A 22493-nucleotide genomic window follows, 5' to 3' on the forward strand; every position below is an offset into this window, starting at 1 on the left:
CTGTCTGCTTCGTTTTCTTCACCGCGTCAGCAGCGAAGAACCGAACTATACGCCTCACAACAAAACCAGTCAACACCTTTCGCAAAATTATTTTCAGAAATTTAACCACCGCCCTGTTTTAACAGGATTTTTATTTTATAAAAACTCCAACAACCTTTCTACACTCTCCATACATACAAAAAAACACAAAACAAAGGCCGTCTGAATTGCTCTTTCAGACGGCCTTTTGAATTTGATCTTCGCTTTAATTTATATTGTTGGCGCTTGTTTTTTGGTATGATGTTTCCTTGATTCTTTTATATTAGCCTCGAGTTTGCTATGTCTGTCTATACCAGTGTTTCCGACGCTCAAATGCGTGACTTCCTTCTGCAATATGATTTGGGAGATTTTGTTTCTTTGCAGGGGATTGCTCAAGGAATTACTAATAGTAATTATTTTTTGACAACTTCAACGGGTCGTTATGTATTGACTGTTTTTGAGGTTTTAAAATCAGAGGAACTGCCTTTCTTTCTAGAACTAAACCAGCATTTGAGTCTGAATGGCGTTGCCTGCGCTGCTCCGATTGCTCGTAAAGATGGCGGACTGCATTCTATTTTGGCCGGAAAACCGGCTTGTTTGGTTACTTGTTTGAATGGATCAGATACCGGCTGGCCAACCGAAGCTCAATGTTTTCATACCGGTGCAATGCTGGCTAAAATGCATTTAGCCGGTCAAGACTTTCCTTTAAAAATGAAAAATCCTCGTTATGATGACTGGTGGCACGATGCCTGCACTCAGTTGCTGCCTGTTTTAGATTCTGAGGATGCCGCACTGCTTCAATCTGAAATTGCTGCTTTAGATGAAAATCTGGGAGAGCATTTGCCTTCCGGTATTATCCATGCCGATTTATTTAAGGACAACGTGTTGCTTAATGGAGATGAAGTTTCCGGCTTTATCGATTTCTATTATGCGTGTAACGGTAACTTTATGTACGACCTGGCAATTGCGGTTAACGATTGGGCACGAACAGCTGATAACAAATTAGACCCTGTCCTTTATGATGCCTTTATTCATGGCTACGAAAGCGTACGTCCATTATCTGATGAAGAACGCGCGTATTTCCCTACTGCACAAAGAGCCGGGTGTATTCGCTTCTGGGTATCTCGCCTGCTCGATTTTCATTTCCCTCAATCAGGAGAAATGACGTTTATTAAAGATCCGAATGCATTTAGGGATCTGCTCTTGAGTCTTAAATAATATATAGATAAAAGGCCGTCTGAAATTCAGACGGCCTTTTATCTAATGCCCTCCCCCGCCGGAACCGCTAAACGGAGGTCTTGCCAGCCAAATAATGGGGATCATACTGATGAATATGATACTGCCTGCCAAGAAGATTTCATTTGAACCAATAATAAAGCCTTGTTGGGAAATGGTGCTATTTATCGCCACCAAAGCCTGCTCCTTGCTCAGACCATTAGCCATCATGCCTTGAATAGATTGGTTACTGATTGAGGACAATAAGCTAACATGTTCGGTCAGTTGAGTATGGTGTAGAGCTTCGCGTCGTTCCCACATGGTGCTGACAACCGATACTCCGACACCGCCCATAAAGACACGCAAGAAGTTAGACAGGCTACTGGCCGAGGCAATTTGATTGCCTTTCATATGCGACAAGGTAATACTGGTCAAAGGCAGGAAGAACATGGCTACGCCTAAACCCTGCCAAAACTGCGGCCATACGACGTTGCTCATATCCATACCGGCATAGAAATCGGTGCGCCAATGGAAGGTGTAGGCAAATACCAAGAAGCTAGCACTGACAAACAGGCGCATATCGACGCGATTACCAAACTTACCAATAATCGGCGACAGAATAATCGGCAGGAAACCTACCGGTGCAGCAGCCAGACCCGCCCAAGTAGCGGTATAACCGAGATTTGATTGCAACACCAAAGGCAGCAGGGTCAATGTACCCATATAGACCATAAAGCCCAACGATGTAGCAACAACGCCTATTGTGAAGTTTCTATTTTTAAACAATGATAAATCGACAATCGGGTATTTCTCGCCCAGCTCCCAAACAATAAAATATGTCAGGAATACCAAAGCGGTAACGCCCAAAACGATAATCTCTCCCGAGGCAAACCAGTCCAATTCCTTGCCCCTATCAAGCATCATTTGCAATGCGCCGATGCCTACAATCATCAACACCAGTCCGACATAATCGATTGGCGCCCTGACGATTTCAGTTTCCCTGTGTCTAAGCTGCTTCCAAGAAATAGTTGCAGACAAAATCCCGATCGGGATATTGATAAAGAAAATCCATCCCCAATGCCAGTTGTCCGAAATCCAACCGCCCAAAATCGGCCCCAATACAGGAGCAACAACGACGGTCATTGCCCATAATGCCAGTGCCAATGTTCGTTTTTCAGGCGGATAGGAGGCCATCAACAGGCTTTGGGACAAGGGAATCAATGGCCCGGCGATAAAGCCTTGCAATACACGGAAAAAAACCAAGGCTTGAAGATTATGTGCAATGCCACACAGCCATGACGTGACGACAAACCCGATCACAGCGGCGATAAAGATTTTAACCTCGCCAAATCGCTTGGCCAAAAAACCCGTCAAGGGAACGGAAATGGCATTGGCTACGGCAAATGAGGTAATCACCCAAGTTCCCTGCGTGGTAGCCGCGCCCAAATCCCCTGCAATAACTGGCACGGCGACGTTGGCGATGGTGCTGTCCAAGACTTCCATAAATACGGCCAAGCTGAGCGCCAAAGTTGCCAACACCAGCTTAAACCCTTGTAATGGCGGATAATTCATATTTGTAAACTATAAGACAACCGCCAAAGCGGTCGGTTGAAGAGAATCAATATTTCAGACGGCCTGAGCCTTCAATAAAAGACTCAGGCCGTCTGAAAAGATTATTTTGCGTATTGCTCGAAGATTTTATCGACTAAAGCATCGGCGGCTTTCCAATCCACACTTTCCGTTTCCGGCAATGCAGTATTTCGTTCCGCTTCGGCAGTCATGGCTTTACCGCTGCCCTTCTCGGCAATATTGACTTTAACAGTCATCGACAAACCGACACGGAGCGGATTTTGTTGCAATTCTTTGGCATCCAAACTGATACGCACCGGCACACGTTGCACAACTTTAATCCAGTTGCCCGTTGCGTTTTGCGCCGGCAGTAATGAGAACGCACTGCCCGTACCGGCCGACAAGCCCATTACCTTGCCATGGTAAACTACTTTACTTCCGTACAAATCGGCTGTCATTTCAACAGGCTGGCCGATTTTCATTTTGCGCAGTTGCGATTCTTTAAAGTTGGCATCCACCCACAATTCAGACAGGGGCACAACGGCCATCATCGGCGTACCTTGTGCGATACGTTGGCCGACTTGGACATTGCGTTTGGCAATTTGGCCGCTGATCGGAGAACGGATTTGCGTACGTTGCAGGTTCAGCCAAGCGTCTTTGATGTGGCTGATGGCCGTCTGAACTGCCGGTTGTTGGCGCAGAGGAATATTGTTGCCCAACGCTGCCTGAGCAGAAACTTCTTCCGCCTCAACCGCTTTCAATGCAGCCTGAGCCTGAACCACAGCGGCGCGGGCATGGCTGAGTTCTTCACCGGAAACCGCTTCCGTACCCGCCAAAGATTCACGGCGGCGCAAATCGGCTTGCGCACGGGCCAAATCGGCTTTGCGCAACAACACTTGTGCTTTGGCTTTTGAATTGACCGCAGTTTGCTGTTTGTTTTGACGGATGGCCTGAATCAATTCATTTTGCGCACGATCGTATGCCAGCTGAAAATCGCTGTCGTCCAAAGCCACCAACACATCGCCTTTTTTCACAACATCCGTATCGTCATACATGACTTTGCGCACCGTGCCGTTCACCTGCGGTGTAATCATCACCAAATGACCGGCCACATAAGCATCTTCCGTTTCTTCTTCATGCTGCCAAAACAGGAAATATGCCAAAGCGAATCCGGCTGCCGTAATAAGGAATAGAAGTGTAACGATGACCAAATTGCGTTTGCGATGCGTTTTAGCGCCGGAAGCGGCTACTTCCGGTTCTTTTTGGACATTATTTTTTTCTGATTGAGTATCCATAAGTCCCAACTTTAATTCTGCACATGTGATAACGATATTATTGTCTTACTGGGCAGCTGACTTATACCATCAGTCCCCAATATCCGCGTTTAACGCGCTAAAGAGTCATATTCTATAGTTACACTCTATTCATTACAATAATTTCTTCCGGTAGCAAATGTAAATAAGGTAAGCAAAAGGCCGTCTGAAATCACTTTCAGACGGCCTGCGTTTTAATAAAACGTCTATTTCTGATTTAATTTAAAGCCTCCGCCCAACTGGGCATTGAGGTTACTCCAAGCTGTCAGATATTCTGCATGGTATTGAACCGCCGACATTTTTGTACGTGCAGCTTCGTCTTGTTTTTGCAAGGCTGTTAAGCCGTTATCTAAGCCTGCACGAACACGTCCTTTCGCATTTTGCACAGATTTATCGGCGATATTGACCATCTTGTTCCAAGTATCTTGTCGGCTTTTCAGGCTTTGATAGTCCACTACAGCATCTGCAGCCGAACGCATGGCGTTCAAAACCGTTTGGTCATACACGGCAACCTGCTCATTATATTGGGCACGTTTACCCGCCAATTTGGATTGCAGCGCGCCGGAAGTAAACAATGGCAGATTCAAAGCCGGAACGATGCCCAACATACCGGAGGTCCGTCCACGAATCAGATTGAACGCATCAATGTGCGTCATGCCTGCCAAAACTTTTAATTCGATATTCGGGTAAAACTCTGCTTCGGTCGATTTGACGATATGCCATTTCTCTTCAAGCAAGGCTTTTTGCGCCGCGATATCGGGGCGTGCCGCCAACAAATCCGCTTCAATTCGGTTAACCGGCAATGACGGCACAGCCGCCATTTTTTCCGGAACCTGTCCATTCAAGGCACCCGGTACACGGCCGGTCAATACAGCCAGACTGTTGCGGATTTTCTCATTTTTCTGAGTCCATGCCGATTTTTCAAGCTGTAATTGTTGTTGCGCCATTTCCAGAGCGTGCAAGGCATCGGCAGGAGCCAGCTGCGCTTTAACGCGTTGTTGCATCAGTTTCAATGCCTTATCCGCCAGCTCTATGCGCGTATCCAGCAAAGCCAGTTGTTCTGTCGCCATCTGCCACGCAAAATATTGGGCGGCAACGGCGTGAGCCAACTCGGTGCGGATATGATGCGCTTCATACACCGCAGCCCTGCTTTTTCCTAAAACAGCTTGAATCTGCTCTCGGTTTTTACCCCAAAAGTCAAAAACCAAACTGCCTTGTAAGGCTGCGTTCGCCAACACTAATGTATGGTCGGTATCGACCATACCGGCTTGAGGTTTGGGTGAAACATAGGTACCCATACCGGTTACACCCAAGCCGACTTGCGGTTTGTTTGCGGCTCCTACAACGCCCAGCTGCGCCTGAGCCTGCTCAAACCTTGCCTTGACGACACGCAGATTGGTAGACGTCTGAATGGCGGAAGCAATCAAATTGTTTAATTTTTTATCTTTCAGCTTCATCCACCAGCCGTCTTGGGCAGTAGCGGCAGATTGGCCTTGCGACAGCGGATAGACTGTTGTCTCATCCAAAGGCGACTGTTTGCCGAACGGCGCACATGCCGCCAACAGCGAAACTGCGGCAACGCATACGCTTGATTTGACCAAACCTAATTTCATACAGACTCCGTTTATGTGTGCCTGCCGCAGACCTTCAGGCCGTCTGTTGTTAATTGCCCAAACGGTTCAACAGTTTACCCAACAGGTGTTGCAGCGTATCATAATCCTCTTTCGTGAAATCTTCCCACGCTTGGCCGCTCTGACGGGCAATTTGCGGCCATACTTCGTGGATGAAGGTCTCACCCGAAGGGGTCAATTTTAGCACAATCTGACGGCGGTCTTTTTGATTGATATAACGCTCTACCCAGCCGCGTTCAACCATATCGTCCGACAGGCGTGTGGCACTGGTGCGCGTCAAGTCCATCAGGTCGCTCAAGCGCGAAGGCAGGATTTCGCTGTTTGGGCTGACGTAAACCGCCATCAGGGAAAACCACAGGTTTTCATTGATGCCGAACGCTTTCAGGTTTTCATTCAAATGGCTGCTCAAACGTTCGGTTACAATGCGCAACATGCGGGATACTTGGTTTTGCTGCTCCGGAAATTGAGGCAGACGGGTGGAAAGCAAATGCATTGCATTGACTAATTCGGTTTGTGAAAAACTCATAAATTCCTTCTTTCTGAGTGAATTATTTTATTCGATATCAATCAAAATAAAATATGATGTAATAATTTACTTTAAGATACCAATTACTTACTTTAAGACGTTATACTAATTCAGATGATTATTTTAGTGTATGAAAATCTGATAATCGGTTACATGCTCCTACTAAACGGAGTTTTCTATGCTTAAATCATGAAAATTCGACCATAAAAAAGGCCGTCTGAAACCTTGATTCCATCTTTCAGACGGCCTCGATGACAGATTAAAATAAGCTTTTCCACTTAAACCGGATGCAAACCATGAACACTTCCGCCTTTTTTCCCCATATTACCCTTATCGGCGTCGGTTTAATCGGCGGCTCGTTCATGCTCGACCTCAAACGCTTGGGACTGGTACAAACCGTTACCGGCATCGACACCAATGCCAACAACCTCAATTACGCACTCGAATGCGGCATCATCGACCATGCCTATCCGAATATTTGCGCCGAAAGCATCGGCAACGCCGATTTGGTTTTGATTGCCACTCCAGTCTCCGTCCTGCCTGACGTATGCCGCGACATCAAGCCCTTCTTAAAAGACACCGCCTGCGTTTCCGATGTCGGCAGTACCAAACAATCGGCACTCGATGCCTTCCGTACCCACTTATCCGACCGCCTGCCGCAATGTTTTGCCGCCCACCCGATTGCCGGCTCGGATCAAAGCGGGGCAAAATCCGCGCGTTGCGGTTTGTTTCAAAACAGCCGCCTTATCATTACGCTACATGGCCAAGAGGTTTCAGACGGCCTGAGACGGCTGAAAAGCCTGTGGCAGGCGGTTGGTTCGCAAATTTCCACCATGAGCGCCGAAGAACACGACAATATTTTTGCCGCCGTTTCCCACTTGCCGCACTTGGCCGCCTTTGCCTATGTTCATGCTTTGGTTGACCATCCACACGGCAAAGACTACCTTCCCTATGCCGCTACCGGCTTTCGCGACTTTACCCGCATCGCTTCCAGTCACCCTGCCGTTTGGACCGACATCTGCATGGCCAACAGCCCTGCTCTGCTCAAACTGACCAGCGATTTAAAAGAACAATTATCCAAATTGGAACAACTCCTTTCAGACGGCAATAAAACCGAGCTTTACCGCTATTTTGAAGAAGCCGCACAAATGCGTAATGACTGGCTGAAAAACCGTTAAACCTGTTTTCAGACGGCCTGATACCTTCTCAGCTAAAATCTTCATCACAATAAAAAGGGCATCTGTTTAGATGCCCTTTTAGATTTCTTAAGACTTCAACGTTTCACTCAGTCTTTCAAACGGAACTCAGCCGCTCTGGCGTGCGCGGTCAAGCTTTCGCCATGCGCCAACACGCTGGCGGTTTTGCCCAATTTCTGTGCGCCTTGTTCTGAAACCTGAATCAGACTGGAGCGTTTTTGGAAATCATATGTTCCCAAAGGAGAAGAGAAACGCGCTGTGCGGCTGGTCGGCAAAACGTGGTTGGGGCCAGCGCAATAGTCGCCCAGGCTTTCACTGGTATAGCGTCCCATGAAAATCGCACCGGCGTGGCGGATTTTTTTCGCCCACTCTTGCGGATTTTCGACCGACAGCTCCAAGTGTTCGGGAGAAATATAGTTGGCGATTTCGCAGGCTTCATCCAAGTCTTTAGCCAAAATCATTGCACCGCGGTTGCCCAATGAAGCTTCAATAATCGCACGGCGCGGCATGGTTTCAATCAAGCGGTTCATGGCCGTCTGAACTTCGTCCAAATACGCTTGAGAAGTACCGATCAAAATTGCTTGTGCAATTTCATCGTGTTCCGCCTGACTGAACAAATCCATGGCCACCCAATCGGCAGGCGTCGTGCCATCGGCAATCACCAAAATTTCAGACGGCCCTGCCACCATATCGATACCGACCACGCCGAACACGCGTCGTTTGGCCGCGGCGACAAAAGCATTGCCCGGGCCGGTAATCTTATCGACTTGAGGCACAGATTCCGTACCATAAGCCAAAGCCGCAACCGCCTGCGCGCCGCCGACCGTAAACACTTTGGTTACACCGGCCACAAAAGCAGCCGCCAACACAATATCATTGCGCTCGCCTTTCGGAGTAGGAACGACCATGATGATTTCTTTCACGCCGGCAACATGGGCAGGCATGGCGTTCATGATGACGGAACTCGGATAAGCGGCTTTACCGCCCGGAACATAAATACCGACACGGTCAAGTGGCGTAATCTGTTGACCCAAAAGCGTGCCGTCTTCGTCTTCGTAAGTCCACGACTCCATTTTTTGGTGTTTATGGTAGCTTTCCACCCGTCGCGCGGCCGTTTTCAAGGCCGTCTGAATGTTTTCAGGCAAACGCTCAAACGCAGACTGCAAATCGTCTTGCGTCAGGATTAAATCGTCGATGGTTTGAGCGGATGTACCGTCAAAGCGGTTGGTATATTCAATCAGCGCCGCATCGCCGCGCTTTTGAACATCAGCACAGATGTCGGCAACAATACGGTCGATTTCAGGGTTTTGCGCGGTTTCAAAAGCGAGTAATGCTTTGAGTTCGTCTTGAAAATCAGGGGATTGGGTGTCGAGTTTCTTCATGGTTTGCTCTCTTCCTTGTTTCATTCCTATTGTTTTCAGACGGCCTCATTCACTCAAAGGCCGTCTGAACATCATCTTTTCAAAAAACCTTTTTTCTGCAAAAACGCCAACATATGCGGCCGCACAGGATTGCCCAAGGTTTTGGCCAGCGATTCCTTCCAAGGTATCGGACTACCCTTGCGTAACTCATAATAATCCGCCACTGTCTGATTATAAGCTTCAACCGCCTCAGCATTCAGGCTCGGACAGGCGTTTTCGGCATAGACCATTTCCTTAGGCAGACGCGGCTTGAGCGGTGGGTCTTGGTCGGGATAACCGAGGCACAGCCCCACCAAAGGCACGCAATAATCCGGCAGGTTCAACACATCCGACACTTTTTGCGCATTATTGCGCAACGCGCCGATATACACGCCGCCCAACCCAAGCGATTCGGCGGCAAGCAATACGTTTTGCGCCATAATGCCTGCATCGACCGCGCCAATCAGGGTGACTTCCGCCCAATCAATTTGCGCATCGGGAAACATTGCCTTGTGTTTGGAAAAATCGATGCAAAACAATAAAAATTCCGCACAATGGACAATATAAGGCGCGCTTCCTGCCGCTTCATGTATCCCCTGCCTCAGCTCAAGGTCGGATACGCGGATGATGGAAACGCATTGCAGGTTGTTGGAGGTCGAAGCCTGCTGCCCGGCGTGAACCAGCGTATCAAGGATTTCATCGGCAATCGGCTCGGAAGTAAACCTGCGGATGGAACGATGGGAAAGAATCGTTTCGAGTGTCGGTTTGCTTTGCATCATGACGGGGCTTTCAAACTGGGTTGGCAGACAGTTTTGCCAAAAACTTTTCAGACGGCCTTAGCGGCATTTTCAAATGCCTGAATAATCGGATTCAACAGCGCATATTTGGTTTTCAACGCCGCCTTGTTGACCACCAAGCGGCTGGAAATATCAGCCACATGTTCCACAGCTTCCAAACCATTGGCCTTCAATGTATTGCCGCTGGAAACCAAATCGACAATCGCGTCGCTCAGACCGACCAAAGGCGCAAGCTCCATCGAGCCGTACAGTTTGATGATATCCACATGCACCCCTTTGTCGGCAAAGTGTTCGGCGGCGATGTCGGGATATTTGGTGGCAATCCGCAAGCGGCTGCCGGGTTTGGAAGCAGCGGCGTAATCAAAACCTTTTTTAACTGCAACCATCATGCGACATGAGGCGATGTGCAAATCCAAAGGTTGATACAGGCCGTCTCCGCCATGCTCAATCAGTACGTCCTTACCGGCAATACCGAAATCCGCCGCACCATATTGCACATAAGTCGGCACATCGGTTGCGCGTACAATTACCAAACGAATATTGTCATGATTCGTGCCAATAATCAGCTTGCGCGATTTTTCCGGCTCTTCTGCAGGCACAATACCGGCGGCGGCCAACAGCGGCAGGGTTTCCTCAAAAATTCGCCCCTTGGATAAAGCAATCGTTAAAAGTGTGTCGGTCATTTTTTTCTTCTCCTTTGCCGTATCATAAAGCAAGAAGGCCGTCTGAAATCCACAACCCATTTCAGACGGCCTCAACTACGGTTTTACAATAAAGTTTTCACATCAGCCGCAATCGTTTCCGGCTCGCTGCCATAAGGCGAGAAAATCGCCACTTCGCCGTTTTTATCAATCAAATATGCACCTGAAGAGTGGTCGACCAAATAGTTTTCGCTGTCTTCTTTTTGGTTGACTTTAGCCGATACCACACGGTATTGCTGTTTGATAACAGGCAGGCTTTGATCGCCGGTTGCCGTCAGGCCGATAAAATCAGGGTTGAACTGTTTAACGTATTTGCCGATTACTTCAGGCGTATCGCGCTCAGGGTCGATGCTGACAAATACTACTTTCACGTCTTTAGCCTGATCGCCCAATTGTTTCAAAGTGTCGCTGTAAGTCAGCAACTCGGTTGGGCATACGTCAGGACAGTGGGTATAACCGAAAGACAGGATGACCACTTTGCCTTTCAAGTCGCTCAGGCTGAAAGGTTTACCGTCGCCATCGGTCAATGTGAAATCACCGCCAATATCTTCTTTGCGCATATCGGTACCACGCGCTTGCACTTTGGGCGCAGACTCACCGGAAGCAGCAGGCGCAGCAGAAGCGGCAGGTGTAGAAGAAGCCTCTTTGGCTTCCTCTTTAGGCTGACAAGCAGCCAGAGCAGCCAACGCAAAAGCACTGAGTAAGAAAGTTCGTGTGACGGAAAGCATAAATTTTCTCCAAAACCGTTTCAAATAAGTGAGGCCAAACAACCGCCCGGCCGATATAAAAACAAAACATCTTCATATTAACGCGTTTGACACATTAAATGTAGCCCTTTTTGCAGATAAATACTGCTTTTTTGTTTTAAAAATCTGCCTTCCATTTAGATAGCCATCAAACGTAAAAAGTTTAATTCATTAAAAATCAAATAAATATGAAAATAATCCAATTTTTTTTCAATTACTGCTTTACAAGATTCGAGAAGTCGCTATAATGACGACTTCTTCGCTAGCCCAGGTGGCGAAATTGGTAGACGCAGGGGACTCAAAATCCCCCGCCGCAAGGTGTGTCGGTTCGAGTCCGACCCTGGGCACCAAATTAAAAAAACCTCTTGATTCAGTCAAGAGGTTTTTTGCTATTCCTCATTTGCAAAACCTTCTCCTTACTCAAACTGTCAACAATCCGCCCACATCAAGCCCAATAAAACTATTTTTTTATTTCTTTAAAATCAAACGATAATCTATTTTCACTCCTTAAACGTTAAAAGATGAAAGATTTTGTCTTGCTTGTACAGTCGGATTGCGTTATCGTTTCTACTCTTTTTCACAAACTCTGTGTTTCTTCCCAATTGCTTGGATAGTCTGACTGTCATCGTATTCCCTCAGTGCGCGTACCCTAAATCGCTGCTTGGTGGAATTGCATTACAGGTGCTGTGGTGAGGCGGATTGTTCCTATTGGTTTGAAACCATATAAAAGAGGTCAATATGCAATTATCAGGCGCACAAATCATCGTGCAAAGTCTCAAAGCCGAAGGTGTCGAGTATGTATTCGGCTATCCGGGCGGCGCGGTTATCGAAATCTACGATGCCCTTTTCCAACTCAATAAATTCAAGCACATCCTGGTTCGCCACGAGCAGGCAGCCGTACATGCGGCAGATGCTTATGCCCGTGTCAGCGGCAAAGTCGGCGTTGCTTTGGTGACTTCCGGCCCAGGCGTGACCAATGCGCTGACCGGCATCGCCACCGCTTACAGCGACTCCATTCCGTTGGTAGTCATCAGCGGCCAGGTGGGCAACTCCCTCATCGGGACAGACGCATTCCAAGAAGTGGATACAGTCGGCATTACCCGCCCTTGTGTCAAACACAATTTCTTGGTAACCAATATCGCTGAGTTGGCAGACACCATCAAAAAAGCTTTCCAAATCGCCGCAAGCGGCCGTCCTGGTCCCGTTGTTGTCGATATTCCTAAAGATGTCACCCAAGCAATGGCTAAATTCAGCTATCCGCAAGAAGACATCTTCATCCGCTCTTACCAACCGGTTGTACAAGGCCACATCGGTCAAATCAAAAAAGCCGTACAAATGCTGGCTTCCGCCAAACGCCCTATTGTTTACTTCGGCGGCGGCGTGGTTTTGGGCAATGCCTCTGAGGAAATGACCAAATTTGTCCGCATGATCGGCGCTCCTTGTACCGGTACATTGATGGGCTTGGGTGCATACCCTTCTAGCGACCGCCAATTCTTGGGCATGCTAGGTATGCACGGTACTTACGAAGCCAACCTCGCCATGCAGAATGCAGACGTTGTACTGGCAATCGGTGCGCGCTTCGATGACCGCGTGATTTCCGTACCGTCCAAATTTTTTGAAAAAGCTAAAAAAATTATTCATATCGACGTTGACCCGTCCAGCATTGCCAAACGCGTCAAAGTGGATATCCCGATTGTCGGCGACGTGAAAAACGTATTGTCCGAAATGATTCAATTGTGGGGTAAGCAAGAATCTGCACCTGCAGCCGATTCATTGGATAAATGGTGGAAAAGCATTGAAGAATGGCGTTCGCGCAACTGCCTGTGGTTTGATAATGAAAGCGAAATCATCAAACCGCAATACGTCATTCAAAAACTGGCCGAAATCACCAATAATTCTGCCATTATTACTTCCGACGTTGGTCAACACCAAATGTTTACCGCCCAATATTATCCATTCGAGCGTCCTCGCCAATGGCTCAATTCCGGCGGTTTAGGCACAATGGGCGTCGGCTTGCCATATGCCATCGGTGCGAAACTGGCCGCTCCTGATCAAGATGTATTCTGTATCACCGGCGAAGGCTCGATTCAGATGAACATCCAAGAGCTGTCCACCTGCTTCCAATACCGCGTTCCGGTTAACGTCGTTACCCTGAACAACGGCTACCTCGGCATGGTCCGCCAATGGCAAGAACTTTATTACGGCAACCGTGAATCGGAAACCTATTTCGATTCATTGCCTGATTTTGTCAAACTGGCTGAAGCCTACGGCCATATCGGCATCCGTGTAGACAAGAAATCTGATGTAGAAGGCGCGTTGCTGGAAGCATTAAACCAAAAAGACCGTCTGGTATTCCTCGATTTCTTGACCGACAAGAAACAAAACGTACTGCCTATGGTCGGCAACGGCAAAGGCTTGGACGAGATGGTTCTGCCGCCGCATATGCGCGAAACATTGTCAGCGTAAGGAGAGAAAAATGCGACATATCTTATCTATTCTGATGGAAAACGAATCAGGTGCGATGAGCCGTGTGGTAGGTTTGTTCTCCGCACGCGATTACAACATCGACTCCCTGGCTGTTGCTCCAACCGAAGACAAAACCTTGTCTCGCATGACCATCGTTACCCATGGCGACGAACACGTAATCGAGCAAATCACCAAACAGCTCAACAAACTGATTGAAGTTATCAAAGTGGTCGATTTGAACGAAAGCCGTTTTGTCGAACGCGAGCTGATGTTGGTAAAAGTCCGCGCCGTCGGCAAAGACCGCGACGAATTCCTGCGATTGACCGAAATCTATCGCGGCAGCGTCATTGACGTAACAGACCGTAGCTACACCATCGAAATCACAGGTTCTACCGAAAAACTCGACTCTTTCCTTGAAACAGTCGGTCGCGCTCAAATTTTGGAAACCGTACGCACAGGCGCAGCCGGTATCGGTCGTGGCGAGCGTATTTTGAAAATTTAATGCTGTATCTTCAGACGACCTTTTACTTTCTACAAAGGCCGTCTGAAAAACAGTAGGAGACAAACATGTCAAGCATCCAAATCGTTGCATTAGTTACCGTCAAACCCGAATACACCGAGGCTCTGGCTGCCCAGTTTAAAGAATTGGTCAAAGCCAGCCGTGCAGAAGAAGACAACATCAGCTACGACCTGCACCAAGAAATCGGCAAACCCAACCGTTTCGTATTCGTAGAAAGCTGGAAATCCCAAGCAGCTATTGACGAACACAATGCCAGCGAACATTTCCAAAACTTCGTCAAATCCATCGAAGGAAAAACCGAAGTATTGGAAATCGTCTTGATGAACCAAGTCCCCGCTTAAGCCCCTATTACTTTTAACTCAACCCGGATTATCCGGAACCCTCTTACACTAAGGAAATAAAATGCAAGTTTATTACGATAAAGACGCTGACCTTTCTCTGATCAAAGGCAAAACCGTTGCCATCATCGGTTACGGTTCACAAGGTCACGCACACGCAGCAAACCTGAAAGATTCCGGCGTAAATGTCGTAATCGGTCTGCGCCAAGGCGGCTCTTGGAAAAAAGCCGAAGCAGCCGGCCACGACGTGCGCACCGTTGCTGAAGCAACCAAAGCAGCCGACGTTGTAATGATTCTGTTGCCTGACGAAAACCAACCTATCGTATACAAAAACGAAATCGAGCCTAACTTGAAAGAAGGCGCAGTATTGGCGTTTGCCCACGGCTTCAACGTACACTACAACCAAATCGTACCTCGCGCCGACCTCGACGTTATCATGATCGCCCCTAAAGGCCCAGGCCACACCGTACGCAGCGAATTCCTGAAAGGCGGCGGCGTACCTTCCCTGATCGCCGTTTACCAAGATAAAAGTGGCAAAGCCAAAGACATCGCCCTGTCTTACGCAGCAGCCAACGGCGGCACTAAAGGCGGCGTAATCGAAACCAACTTCCGCGAAGAAACCGAAACCGACCTGTTTGGCGAACAAGCCGTATTGTGCGGCGGTGTGGTCGAGTTGATTAAAACCGGCTTTGAAACCCTGACCGAAGCAGGCTACGCGCCCGAAATGGCCTACTTCGAATGCCTGCATGAAATGAAGCTCATCGTTGACCTGATTTACGAAGGTGGCATTGCCAACATGAACTACTCCATTTCCAACAACGCGGAGTACGGCGAATACGTTACCGGTGTGGAAGTCATCAACGACAAATCCCGCGAGGCCATGCGCAATGCCCTCAAACGCATCCAAACCGGCGAATACGCCAAAATGTTCATCCAAGAAGGTGCCGTCAACTACGCCAGCATGACTGCTCGCCGCCGCCTGACTGCCGATCACCAAATCGAAAAAGTCGGCGCGCAACTGCGTTCCATGATGCCTTGGATTGCCAAAAACAAACTGGTTGACCAAGACAAAAACTAATCTGTCTTTCAAGCAAATGAAACCTGCCTGATCACTCAGGCAGGTTTTTTAGAATTTTAAAACCCAATACACTATAAACCTCACTCAACAAGGCCGTCTGAAAACAATATAAACGACATTTGATCCCCAACTTCAATAAGTCGTCTTTTATGGTTCTCCTAAAATTTCCTTTTAGAAAAACATATTACGAAATAAACAACTATTTCCCATACCTACTCTGTCTGTAAAAAACAACGTTTCCCAACAAGAATACGCCTAAAACAAGAGGAAAATTTGTTTTCTTAAGCCATAACCTTTATATTATGGTCATGGAATCGTTGAAATAGAACGATATCGTAATAAGAAGAACGAATGCTCGCTTCTTCACACTTAAAAAAGGAAAACAGCAATGAAAAAATCCCTGATTGCCCTGACTCTGGCGGCTCTGCCTGTTGCAGCTATGGCTGACGTGACTCTATACGGTCAAATCAAAGCCGGCGTTGAAGTATCCAAAGTAAAATTGGGTGAACAAACTGCTGCTAAACTGGGTCATGAGAAAAGCTCTAAAACTGCTACTGAAATCGCTGACTTCGGTTCACGCATCGGCTTCAAAGGCCACGAACACTTGGGTAACAACCTGAATGCCATCTGGCAAGTTGAACAAAACACTTCTATCGCCGGTGGCGACAAAGAGTGGGCTTCTCGCGAATCTTTCATCGGTTTGGAAGGTGGCTTCGGTAAAGTTCGTGCCGGTAAATTGAACTCTACTGTTAAAGACTCTAGCGACAACGTTGACCAATGGGAAAGCAGCAACGGTGCTTTGAACATGTCTGTATTCACTCGTGTTGACGAACGCGCAGTATCTGTACGTTACGACAGCCCTGTATTCTCAGGCTTCAGCGCAAGCGTACAATACACTCCACGTGACAACGCTAACCCTTCTGACAAATACACTCACAACGACGCTACCCGTGACACTTACTACGCTGGCCTGAACTACGAAAACTCTGGTTTCTTCGGTCAATACGCTGGTGGTTTCCGTAAAAACGCCGTTTCTGAAAAAGACGGCCACGTACACCGTTTGGTAGGTGGTTACGATGCTAACAACCTGTTCGTATCTGTAGCCGGCCAATACGCTAAAAACTGGGAAACTTTGGGTGACTACGCCGAAGCCCAATCTAACGGTGTTGTAACTTCTGCTATGCGCGCTGCCGGTACTAACGCTTCTAACGTAGTATTTGGTACTGCTGCTGGCTTGGACAGCCGTCCTGCTGAAACTATCGAAGTTGCTGCTACTGCCGCTTACCGCGCTGGTAACGTAACTCCTCGCGTTTCTTACGCTCACGGCTTCAAAGCTAAAGTTGACGGCGAAAAACTGAAAGGCACTCAATACGACCAAGTTATCGTTGGTGCTGACTACGACTTCTCTAAACGCACTACTGCTCTGGTTTCTGCCGGCTGGTTGCGTGGTGCTGAGTCTGGCCCTCACAAAGTTGAAACCATCTCTGGTTTGGTTGGCCTGCGTCACAAATTCTAATCTTCGGATTAGTATGAAAAAGAGCCTGTTTTATGCAGGCTCTTTTTTTTATTCTTATTCCCTACCCTCAACGAAAATTGATTTAAGCGTTGATATATAAAAAGGCCGTCTGAAACCAATTGGTTTCAGACGGCCTTGAGTCTATCTATCCTTATTGCCAAATGACAATAAGGTCAACAGACAAGCTTTATTTTTCATTCAAAATCTTACCGACAATCTCGCCCACATCTTTGGACAAACCTTCTTGTGCATGGATTCGTTGCAATTCTTTGGTCATGACGGCTTTGCGGTTGGCTTCCAATTTGTTGCAGATGTTGAAAGCCTGCACCAGTCGAGCGGCAACTTGCGGATTAAAACGGTCGATTTCCATCACTTTATCGGCTACAAAGCGGTAGCCGCTGCCGTCTTCTGCATGGAAGTGCGGAATATTGCGACTGAAGCTGATCAACAAAGAACGGGCCTTATTCGGGTTTTCAATACTGAACTTAGGATGACTCAAGGCCGTCTGAACTTGCTGTAAAGTATCCTTACGGCGGCTGGAAGCAATCAGGGCAAAGTATTTGTCCATTACTAAAGCATCATCGGCGAATTTATCGGCAAATTGCGTCAACAAGCGATCGCGGATTTCGCTTTCATTGCTGTTGGTTGCGGATAAGATACCCCATTCGTGGGTCATGTTTTGCGCCATTGCTGCGTAATTCTCCGCAACGTGTTCGATATGTGCAGTGTCAGCACGTAAGACAAATGCCCTGCAAGCATTACGCAAAGTACGCCAGCCGGCCAATTCCGGGCTGTATTCATAACGAACAGCAGCATCGGCTTGGTTTTCTTGCTCGGCAGCTTGACGGTTCAGCTCGCGCCATTGAGGCAGGAACTTGACAGCAACGGCATTGAGCAAGGCTTCTCGCGCTTGATGAACCTGAATAGGGTCAATATTTTCTTCTTCCGCCCATACATCGGTTTCAGACGGCATTTGCAGCAAAATGGCACGGAATGCCGGATCGAAGTCACCGGAAACCACCAAAGCCAAAGCATCCATCAATGCTTTGTGTTCAGGCAAAGGACGGCCTTCCGCCAATGCCTGACGATTGGCGTTAATGGCACGATGATACAGGGTTTGAGCAGCCTCCCAACGGGCAAACTCATTTTCATCTGCAGCCAGTAAAGTTGCCAATTCTTGCTCACTGTACGGATAGTTCAGGGTAACCGGTGCAGAAAAATCACGCAGCAGAGACGGGATAACCGGCTCATTGACGCCACCCAACACAAAAGTCTGCTCGGCCTCAGTCAATACCAAAACCGCCTCTTTCACCCGTTTGCCTTGATATTCAAACTCAACCGCTTCGCCTTTTTCGTTCAGCAAACCGGTTTTGACTGGAATCATCATCGGCTGTTTGTCCGCCATATCGGGCGTAGCCGGAATAGTTTGTTTGATGGTCAATTCAAACGCACCATCTTTCAGACGGCCTTGAGCATCTAAAACCGGCGTACCGGCTTGGCTGTACCACAAAGCGAACTGATCAAGATTGATGCCGTTTGCGTCTGCCATTGCGGCACGGAAATCATCACAAGTCACAGCCTGACCATCGTGGCGTTGGAAATACAGCTTCATGCCTTTTTGGAAGCCCTCTTCCCCAAGCAAGGTGTAATACATGCGCACCACTTCCGCACCTTTTTCATAAACGGTCATGGTGTAGAAGTTGTTCATCTCTTCATAGCTGGCCGGGCGGACAGGATGCGCAGTCGGGCCCGCATCTTCTGGGAATTGGAACAAGCGCAGCATGCGGACATTGTCGATACGGCGTACCACGCGGCTGGCTCGGTCGCCAGAAAACTCTTGATCGCGGAATACGGTCAAACCTTCTTTCAGCGACAATTGGAACCAATCGCGGCAGGTCACGCGGTTGCCCGTCCAGTTGTGGAAATATTCGTGGCCGACAACAGATTCGATGCCTTCAAAGTCGGTATCGGTCGCGGTACGGCTATTGGCCAGCACGAACTTGGTGTTGAAAATATTCAAACCTTTGTTTTCCATCGCGCCCATATTGAAATCGCCCACGGCAACGACCATGAAAATATCCAAGTCGTATTCCAAGCCAAAACGTATCTCGTCCCATTTCATCGCATTTTTCAACGATTCCACGGCAAAACCGACTTTAGGTTTGTCTGTCTCAGTGGTGTAGAACTCGATTTTGACCTTCCGGCCGCTCATGGTCGTAAAATAATCTTCCGTTACCGCCAAATCGCCTGCCACCAAAGCAAAGAGATAGCTCGGTTTGGCAAACGGGTCTTCCCATTTCACCCAATGACGGCCGTCTGAAAACTCGCCGCCATCGATTTTATTACCGTTAGACAGCAACACCGGATAGCGTTTTTTGTCTGCAACGATGGTGGTGGTAAATTTAGACATGACATCCGGACGGTCGATGTAGAACGTAATTTTGCGGAAACCTTCCGGTTCGCATTGGGTAAACAGGTTGCCGCCGGAAGCATACAGACCCATCAGAGATTTGTTCTCAGCCGGCAAAATTTCAGTTTCCACTTCCAGAGTGAAGTTTTCAGACGGCGCGCCTGCAATCGTCAGTTTTTCGTCTTCCAACACATAATCTACGGCCTGGCCGTTTACTTTCACAGACAGCAGTTTTGCTGAACCATCCAATACCAATGGCTCCCCTGCTCTTTCAGGTTGAACGGTCAGACTGGATTTGACGATGGTTTGCGGTTCTAAAATATCGAAATGCAGGTCGGTTTTCAGAATACGGTACGCTGGCGCGGCATAGTCTTTCAAATAATGGATGGTTTTGCTCATTTGTTCTCTTTCAGAGTCATGCGGTAAATAGATGAAGCATATCGTTTCAGATAGCCTAAATTCAAGTGTTTTCAGAAAAAAAGGCCGTCTGAAACCTAAAATTTCAGACGGCCTCCCTATTCAGGCAGCAAATCTAGTTGCCTGTCATTGCCAACTTACCACTGATACAGCGCACCGGCACCGACACCGACATGACCGTCGGTATTGGCCGAGAAGTTGCCTTTGACAATCCAGTTGCCGCCGTCGCTCATCGCAGATACGCCGATGGCCATGGCAGACTGACCACCGTAGTAGCCGCTGCCGACACCGATACCGGTCGCACCCGGACGGGTTACTTGCGGAATCGAGCCTTGGGCAATCGCACCGGCCACACCCGCGTAGGCTTTCTTACCTACTTGGTTGATGTTGTTTTGCAATTCGTTGCCCAAGCCAATCAACTGGTTCACGTTTGCCGCGTCTGTACCGTCTTTACCCGGAGCCACATTGGTAATGCGTTGGCCGCCGTTGTTCAGACCGACAGGAGACAGTTTGACTTGGTTGTTCGGATTGTTTTCAGTCGGTGCAGCGATGGTTACGCCATCGTTGTTGACCACGGTATTGCCAGCGGTCAGACCATCTTTGTTCAACGCAACTTTATCGCCGACTTTCACGCCGTCGTTATTCATCACAGTATTACCTGCTTTGAAGGTATCGGCATTCACTGTCTTCACGCTAATCTCGTCAGCCAACTTCAGTTGAGCACCACCGGCAACAGTTTCGCTGATGATGTTGCTGTCGCCTTTAACGTTGATGGTAGAACCCAACGCGTAGTTGTTGCTGCCGGTCGTACCGCCGAAGTTGATGCCTTTGGCGATAGTCGCAGCGTTGTTGGCTACGTTTTGGTTGGTTGCGTACAACTGGCTGCCGTTGACGGCATCTTTGCTGTTGGCATTGAGATCGCCATCGGCTACGTTGGTAACTTTGTTACCCGCATTGTCCAAGCCGTCTTTGGTCAGGTTTACCTTGCCTGCTTTCAAGCCGTCTTTGTTCAATGCAACATCATCACCCACTTTGACACCGTCAGTATTCACTGCGGTATCACCGGCTTTCACGCTGTCAACGTCCAAGTCTTTATCGGTAGCAACTTCATAAACAGTCTGACCTTTGTCACCTGTTTTTTCAGTCACAACGATGTTCTTACCTTGAACGACTTCAGTCTTAGACGCAGCAGCAGCTTGTTTCAGTTGAGAAACATTGACTACATCGGTGTCTTCCGTACCAGCCGCAACGTTGGTAATCTTGTTGCCGCCATTGTTCAAGCCAGCCTTGGTCAGGTTCACATCGCCTGCTTTCAAGCCGTCTTTGTTCAATGCAACATCATCGCCGACTTTCACACCGTCATTATTCATCACGGTATCGCCTGCGGTAACGCTGTCGACTTTCAGGTTTTTATCGGTAGCCACTTTATAAATGGTTTGGCCATTGGCGCCGACATCCTGAGTAACAACAATGTTATCGCCTTGAACGACTTCGGTCTTAGCCGCAGCCGCAGCTTTGTTCAACTGAGCAACATTCACTGCATCAGTATCATCGGTACCGGCTGCAACGTTGGTAATCTTGTTGCCGCCGTTGTTCAAGCCGGCTTTAGTCAGATTGACATCGCCAACTTTCACGCCGTCAGTATTGACTGTGGTATCACCGGCTTTCACGCTGTCAACTGCCAAGTCTTTAGCCAATTTGACTTCCAACTTATCAGAGCCATTCGCTACAACGCCGATATTGCCGTCTGAAAGTTTGGCTGCATCGGTTTGACCGCCAACAATATTCAGCTTCGTACCCGGTTTGCGTTCAACGTCTTTGCCGCTGTCGCCGCCGAAAGTCAAAGGCAGATTGGCAGTTGCATTAACGGCTTTGATTGCATCGTGGATGTTGTTCTCACCAGTACCGCCAATATCGGTCATGCTGATATTGCCGCCATTATTGGCCGCATTACCACCCAATACATTCACCAACTGATCTTGGGCCGCATTCAGCTGCTCTTCAGTCGCCGCACGTTTGCCTTGGGCAAAGTCGCTACCACCCAAAGTCGTATTGCTCAAGCCGCTGACTTCGCCTTTATTGCCATCGATTTTCACCGGAGCTGCTTGACCGACATTCAACACATCGGCCAGTTTCAACTGTGCGCCACCGGCTACGGTTTCGCTGATGATGTTGCTGTCGCCTTTGACATTGATGGTGTCGCCCAATGCGTAGTTGTTGCTGCCGGTGGTACCGCCGAAGTTAATGCCTTTGGCGATATTGGCGGCGTTGTTGGCTACGTTTTGGTTGGTCGCAAACAGTTGGCTGCCGTTAACGGCATCTTTGCTGTTGGCATTAAGGTCGCCATCCGCTACGTTGGTCACTTTGTTGCCTGCGGCATCAATACCGGACTTAGTCAGGCTAGGACCGCCTGCAACGGTCACACCGTCGTTGTTCACGGTGGTGTCGCCGGCTTTGACGCTGTCTACTACCAGGTTTTTGTTCAGCTTAACAGTCACTTTATCGTCTTGGGCTTCGGTGGTGATGTTGTCGTCGCCGGCAACGGTCACGGTGGAGCCGAGTTTTTCGATATTGGTGCTGCCGCTGTCGCCGTTGAAGGTCAGGCCTTTGGTGTCAACGGTGGTTTTGGCGTCCAC

The 22493-nt window shown here is 48.4% G+C and carries 17 protein-coding genes, 1 tRNA gene and 1 pseudogene; 9 read left to right on the plus strand and 10 right to left on the minus strand.

Going from position 1 to position 22493, the window contains the following annotated elements:
* Both ACTHSX_RS09565 and thrB read left to right on the plus strand, forming a co-directional pair.
* Nucleotides 1-205, plus strand: a pseudogene (locus tag ACTHSX_RS09565) (hypothetical protein); the annotation flags it as partial.
* 113 nt (nt 206-318) lie between these two features.
* A complete protein-coding gene (gene thrB / locus ACTHSX_RS09570) occupies nt 319-1236 on the plus strand; it encodes a homoserine kinase (protein ID WP_063075654.1) in 918 nt (305 codons plus the stop codon).
* 42 nt (nt 1237-1278) lie between these two features.
* On the opposite strand, the gene ACTHSX_RS09575 is transcribed toward thrB, so the two are convergent.
* The 4 genes from ACTHSX_RS09575 to ACTHSX_RS09590 all read right to left on the minus strand — a co-directional run bounded on the left by ACTHSX_RS09575 (nt 1279) and on the right by ACTHSX_RS09590 (nt 6272).
* Nucleotides 1279-2805 (minus strand): DHA2 family efflux MFS transporter permease subunit, encoded by a 1527-nt coding sequence (locus tag ACTHSX_RS09575; protein ID WP_440377519.1) that lies wholly within the window; start codon nt 2803-2805, stop codon nt 1279-1281.
* Nucleotides 2806-2906: 101 nt separating this feature from the next.
* Nucleotides 2907-4097, minus strand: a complete 1191-nt coding sequence (locus tag ACTHSX_RS09580) for an HlyD family secretion protein (protein ID WP_440377520.1) — start codon at nt 4095-4097, stop codon at nt 2907-2909.
* A 224-nt stretch (nt 4098-4321) separates the two neighbouring features.
* A complete protein-coding gene (locus tag ACTHSX_RS09585) occupies nt 4322-5728 on the minus strand; it encodes an efflux transporter outer membrane subunit (RefSeq protein ID WP_440377521.1) in 1407 nt (468 codons plus the stop codon).
* A gap of 49 nt (nt 5729-5777) precedes the next feature.
* Nucleotides 5778-6272 carry a MarR family transcriptional regulator gene (locus ACTHSX_RS09590; protein WP_003748495.1) on the minus strand — a complete coding sequence of 165 codons (495 nt, stop codon included), beginning with the start codon at nt 6270-6272 and terminating at the stop codon, nt 5778-5780.
* Between the two features lie 296 nt (nt 6273-6568).
* On the opposite strand from ACTHSX_RS09590, the gene ACTHSX_RS09595 reads away from it, so the two are divergent.
* Nucleotides 6569-7450: a prephenate dehydrogenase gene (locus tag ACTHSX_RS09595; protein WP_440377522.1), complete on the plus strand. Its 882-nt coding sequence runs from the start codon at nt 6569-6571 to the stop codon at nt 7448-7450.
* A gap of 107 nt (nt 7451-7557) precedes the next feature.
* On the opposite strand, the gene hisD is transcribed toward ACTHSX_RS09595, so the two are convergent.
* The 4 genes from hisD to ACTHSX_RS09615 all read right to left on the minus strand — a co-directional run bounded on the left by hisD (nt 7558) and on the right by ACTHSX_RS09615 (nt 11094).
* On the minus strand, nt 7558-8850 hold the full coding sequence (hisD, locus tag ACTHSX_RS09600; RefSeq protein WP_295849002.1) for a histidinol dehydrogenase: 1293 nt from the start codon (nt 8848-8850) through the stop codon (nt 7558-7560).
* A 71-nt stretch (nt 8851-8921) separates the two neighbouring features.
* Nucleotides 8922-9647: an oxygen-insensitive NADPH nitroreductase gene (gene nfsA, locus ACTHSX_RS09605; protein WP_440377523.1), complete on the minus strand. Its 726-nt coding sequence runs from the start codon at nt 9645-9647 to the stop codon at nt 8922-8924.
* A 47-nt stretch (nt 9648-9694) separates the two neighbouring features.
* A complete protein-coding gene (gene hisG, locus ACTHSX_RS09610) occupies nt 9695-10348 on the minus strand; it encodes an ATP phosphoribosyltransferase (protein WP_036473098.1) in 654 nt (217 codons plus the stop codon).
* Nucleotides 10349-10431: 83 nt separating this feature from the next.
* Entirely contained in the window at nt 10432-11094 is a 663-nt protein-coding gene (locus ACTHSX_RS09615; RefSeq protein WP_070748279.1) for an SCO family protein, read from the minus strand.
* Between the two features lie 283 nt (nt 11095-11377).
* Between ACTHSX_RS09615 and ACTHSX_RS09620 the strand changes: the two genes are divergently transcribed.
* The 6 genes from ACTHSX_RS09620 to porB all read left to right on the plus strand — a co-directional run bounded on the left by ACTHSX_RS09620 (nt 11378) and on the right by porB (nt 17030).
* Nucleotides 11378-11462 (plus strand) — tRNA-Leu (locus ACTHSX_RS09620).
* A 388-nt stretch (nt 11463-11850) separates the two neighbouring features.
* A complete protein-coding gene (gene ilvB, locus ACTHSX_RS09625; protein ID WP_440373679.1) occupies nt 11851-13578 on the plus strand; it encodes a biosynthetic-type acetolactate synthase large subunit in 1728 nt (575 codons plus the stop codon).
* A 10-nt stretch (nt 13579-13588) separates the two neighbouring features.
* A complete protein-coding gene (gene ilvN, locus ACTHSX_RS09630; protein ID WP_003685820.1) occupies nt 13589-14080 on the plus strand; it encodes an acetolactate synthase small subunit in 492 nt (163 codons plus the stop codon).
* Between the two features lie 65 nt (nt 14081-14145).
* Nucleotides 14146-14439: a putative quinol monooxygenase gene (locus tag ACTHSX_RS09635; protein ID WP_440377524.1), complete on the plus strand. Its 294-nt coding sequence runs from the start codon at nt 14146-14148 to the stop codon at nt 14437-14439.
* 61 nt (nt 14440-14500) lie between these two features.
* Nucleotides 14501-15514, plus strand: a complete 1014-nt coding sequence (gene ilvC, locus ACTHSX_RS09640) for a ketol-acid reductoisomerase (RefSeq protein ID WP_003680040.1) — start codon at nt 14501-14503, stop codon at nt 15512-15514.
* 388 nt (nt 15515-15902) lie between these two features.
* Nucleotides 15903-17030, plus strand: coding sequence for a trimeric porin PorB (gene porB / locus ACTHSX_RS09645; protein ID WP_049323760.1), 1128 nt, complete (start codon nt 15903-15905; stop codon nt 17028-17030).
* Nucleotides 17031-17217: 187 nt separating this feature from the next.
* On the opposite strand, the gene pepN is transcribed toward porB, so the two are convergent.
* Nucleotides 17218-19839, minus strand: coding sequence for an aminopeptidase N (gene pepN / locus ACTHSX_RS09650; protein ID WP_440377525.1), 2622 nt, complete (start codon nt 19837-19839; stop codon nt 17218-17220).
* 155 nt (nt 19840-19994) lie between these two features.
* A partial coding sequence (locus ACTHSX_RS09655; RefSeq protein WP_440377526.1) for a YadA-like family protein occupies nt 19995-22493 on the minus strand: 2499 nt, incomplete at its 5' end.

Origin of the sequence: Neisseria sp. P0014.S002, assembly GCF_051958295.1 — a bacterium.
Lineage (GTDB): Bacteria > Pseudomonadota > Gammaproteobacteria > Burkholderiales > Neisseriaceae > Neisseria > Neisseria flavescens_B.

Bases quoted from the DNA above. Each gene is read 5' to 3' on its own strand.
- ACTHSX_RS09635 (WP_440377524.1), top strand. From the start codon at position 14,146: ATGTCAAGCATCCAAATCGTTGCATTAGTTACCGTCAAACCCGAATAC.
- thrB (WP_063075654.1), top strand. From the start codon at position 319: ATGTCTGTCTATACCAGTGTTTCCGACGCTCAAATGCGTGACTTCCTT.
- ACTHSX_RS09575 (WP_440377519.1), bottom strand. From the start codon at position 2,805: ATGAATTATCCGCCATTACAAGGGTTTAAGCTGGTGTTGGCAACTTTG.
- ilvB (WP_440373679.1), top strand. From the start codon at position 11,851: ATGCAATTATCAGGCGCACAAATCATCGTGCAAAGTCTCAAAGCCGAA.
- porB (WP_049323760.1), top strand. From the start codon at position 15,903: ATGAAAAAATCCCTGATTGCCCTGACTCTGGCGGCTCTGCCTGTTGCA.
- pepN (WP_440377525.1), bottom strand. From the start codon at position 19,839: ATGAGCAAAACCATCCATTATTTGAAAGACTATGCCGCGCCAGCGTAC.
- ACTHSX_RS09580 (WP_440377520.1), bottom strand. From the start codon at position 4,097: ATGGATACTCAATCAGAAAAAAATAATGTCCAAAAAGAACCGGAAGTA.
- nfsA (WP_440377523.1), bottom strand. From the start codon at position 9,647: ATGATGCAAAGCAAACCGACACTCGAAACGATTCTTTCCCATCGTTCC.
- ACTHSX_RS09595 (WP_440377522.1), top strand. From the start codon at position 6,569: ATGAACACTTCCGCCTTTTTTCCCCATATTACCCTTATCGGCGTCGGT.
- ACTHSX_RS09585 (WP_440377521.1), bottom strand. From the start codon at position 5,728: ATGAAATTAGGTTTGGTCAAATCAAGCGTATGCGTTGCCGCAGTTTCG.
- hisD (WP_295849002.1), bottom strand. From the start codon at position 8,850: ATGAAGAAACTCGACACCCAATCCCCTGATTTTCAAGACGAACTCAAA.
- ACTHSX_RS09615 (WP_070748279.1), bottom strand. From the start codon at position 11,094: ATGCTTTCCGTCACACGAACTTTCTTACTCAGTGCTTTTGCGTTGGCT.
- ilvN (WP_003685820.1), top strand. From the start codon at position 13,589: ATGCGACATATCTTATCTATTCTGATGGAAAACGAATCAGGTGCGATG.
- ACTHSX_RS09590 (WP_003748495.1), bottom strand. From the start codon at position 6,272: ATGAGTTTTTCACAAACCGAATTAGTCAATGCAATGCATTTGCTTTCC.
- hisG (WP_036473098.1), bottom strand. From the start codon at position 10,348: ATGACCGACACACTTTTAACGATTGCTTTATCCAAGGGGCGAATTTTT.
- ilvC (WP_003680040.1), top strand. From the start codon at position 14,501: ATGCAAGTTTATTACGATAAAGACGCTGACCTTTCTCTGATCAAAGGC.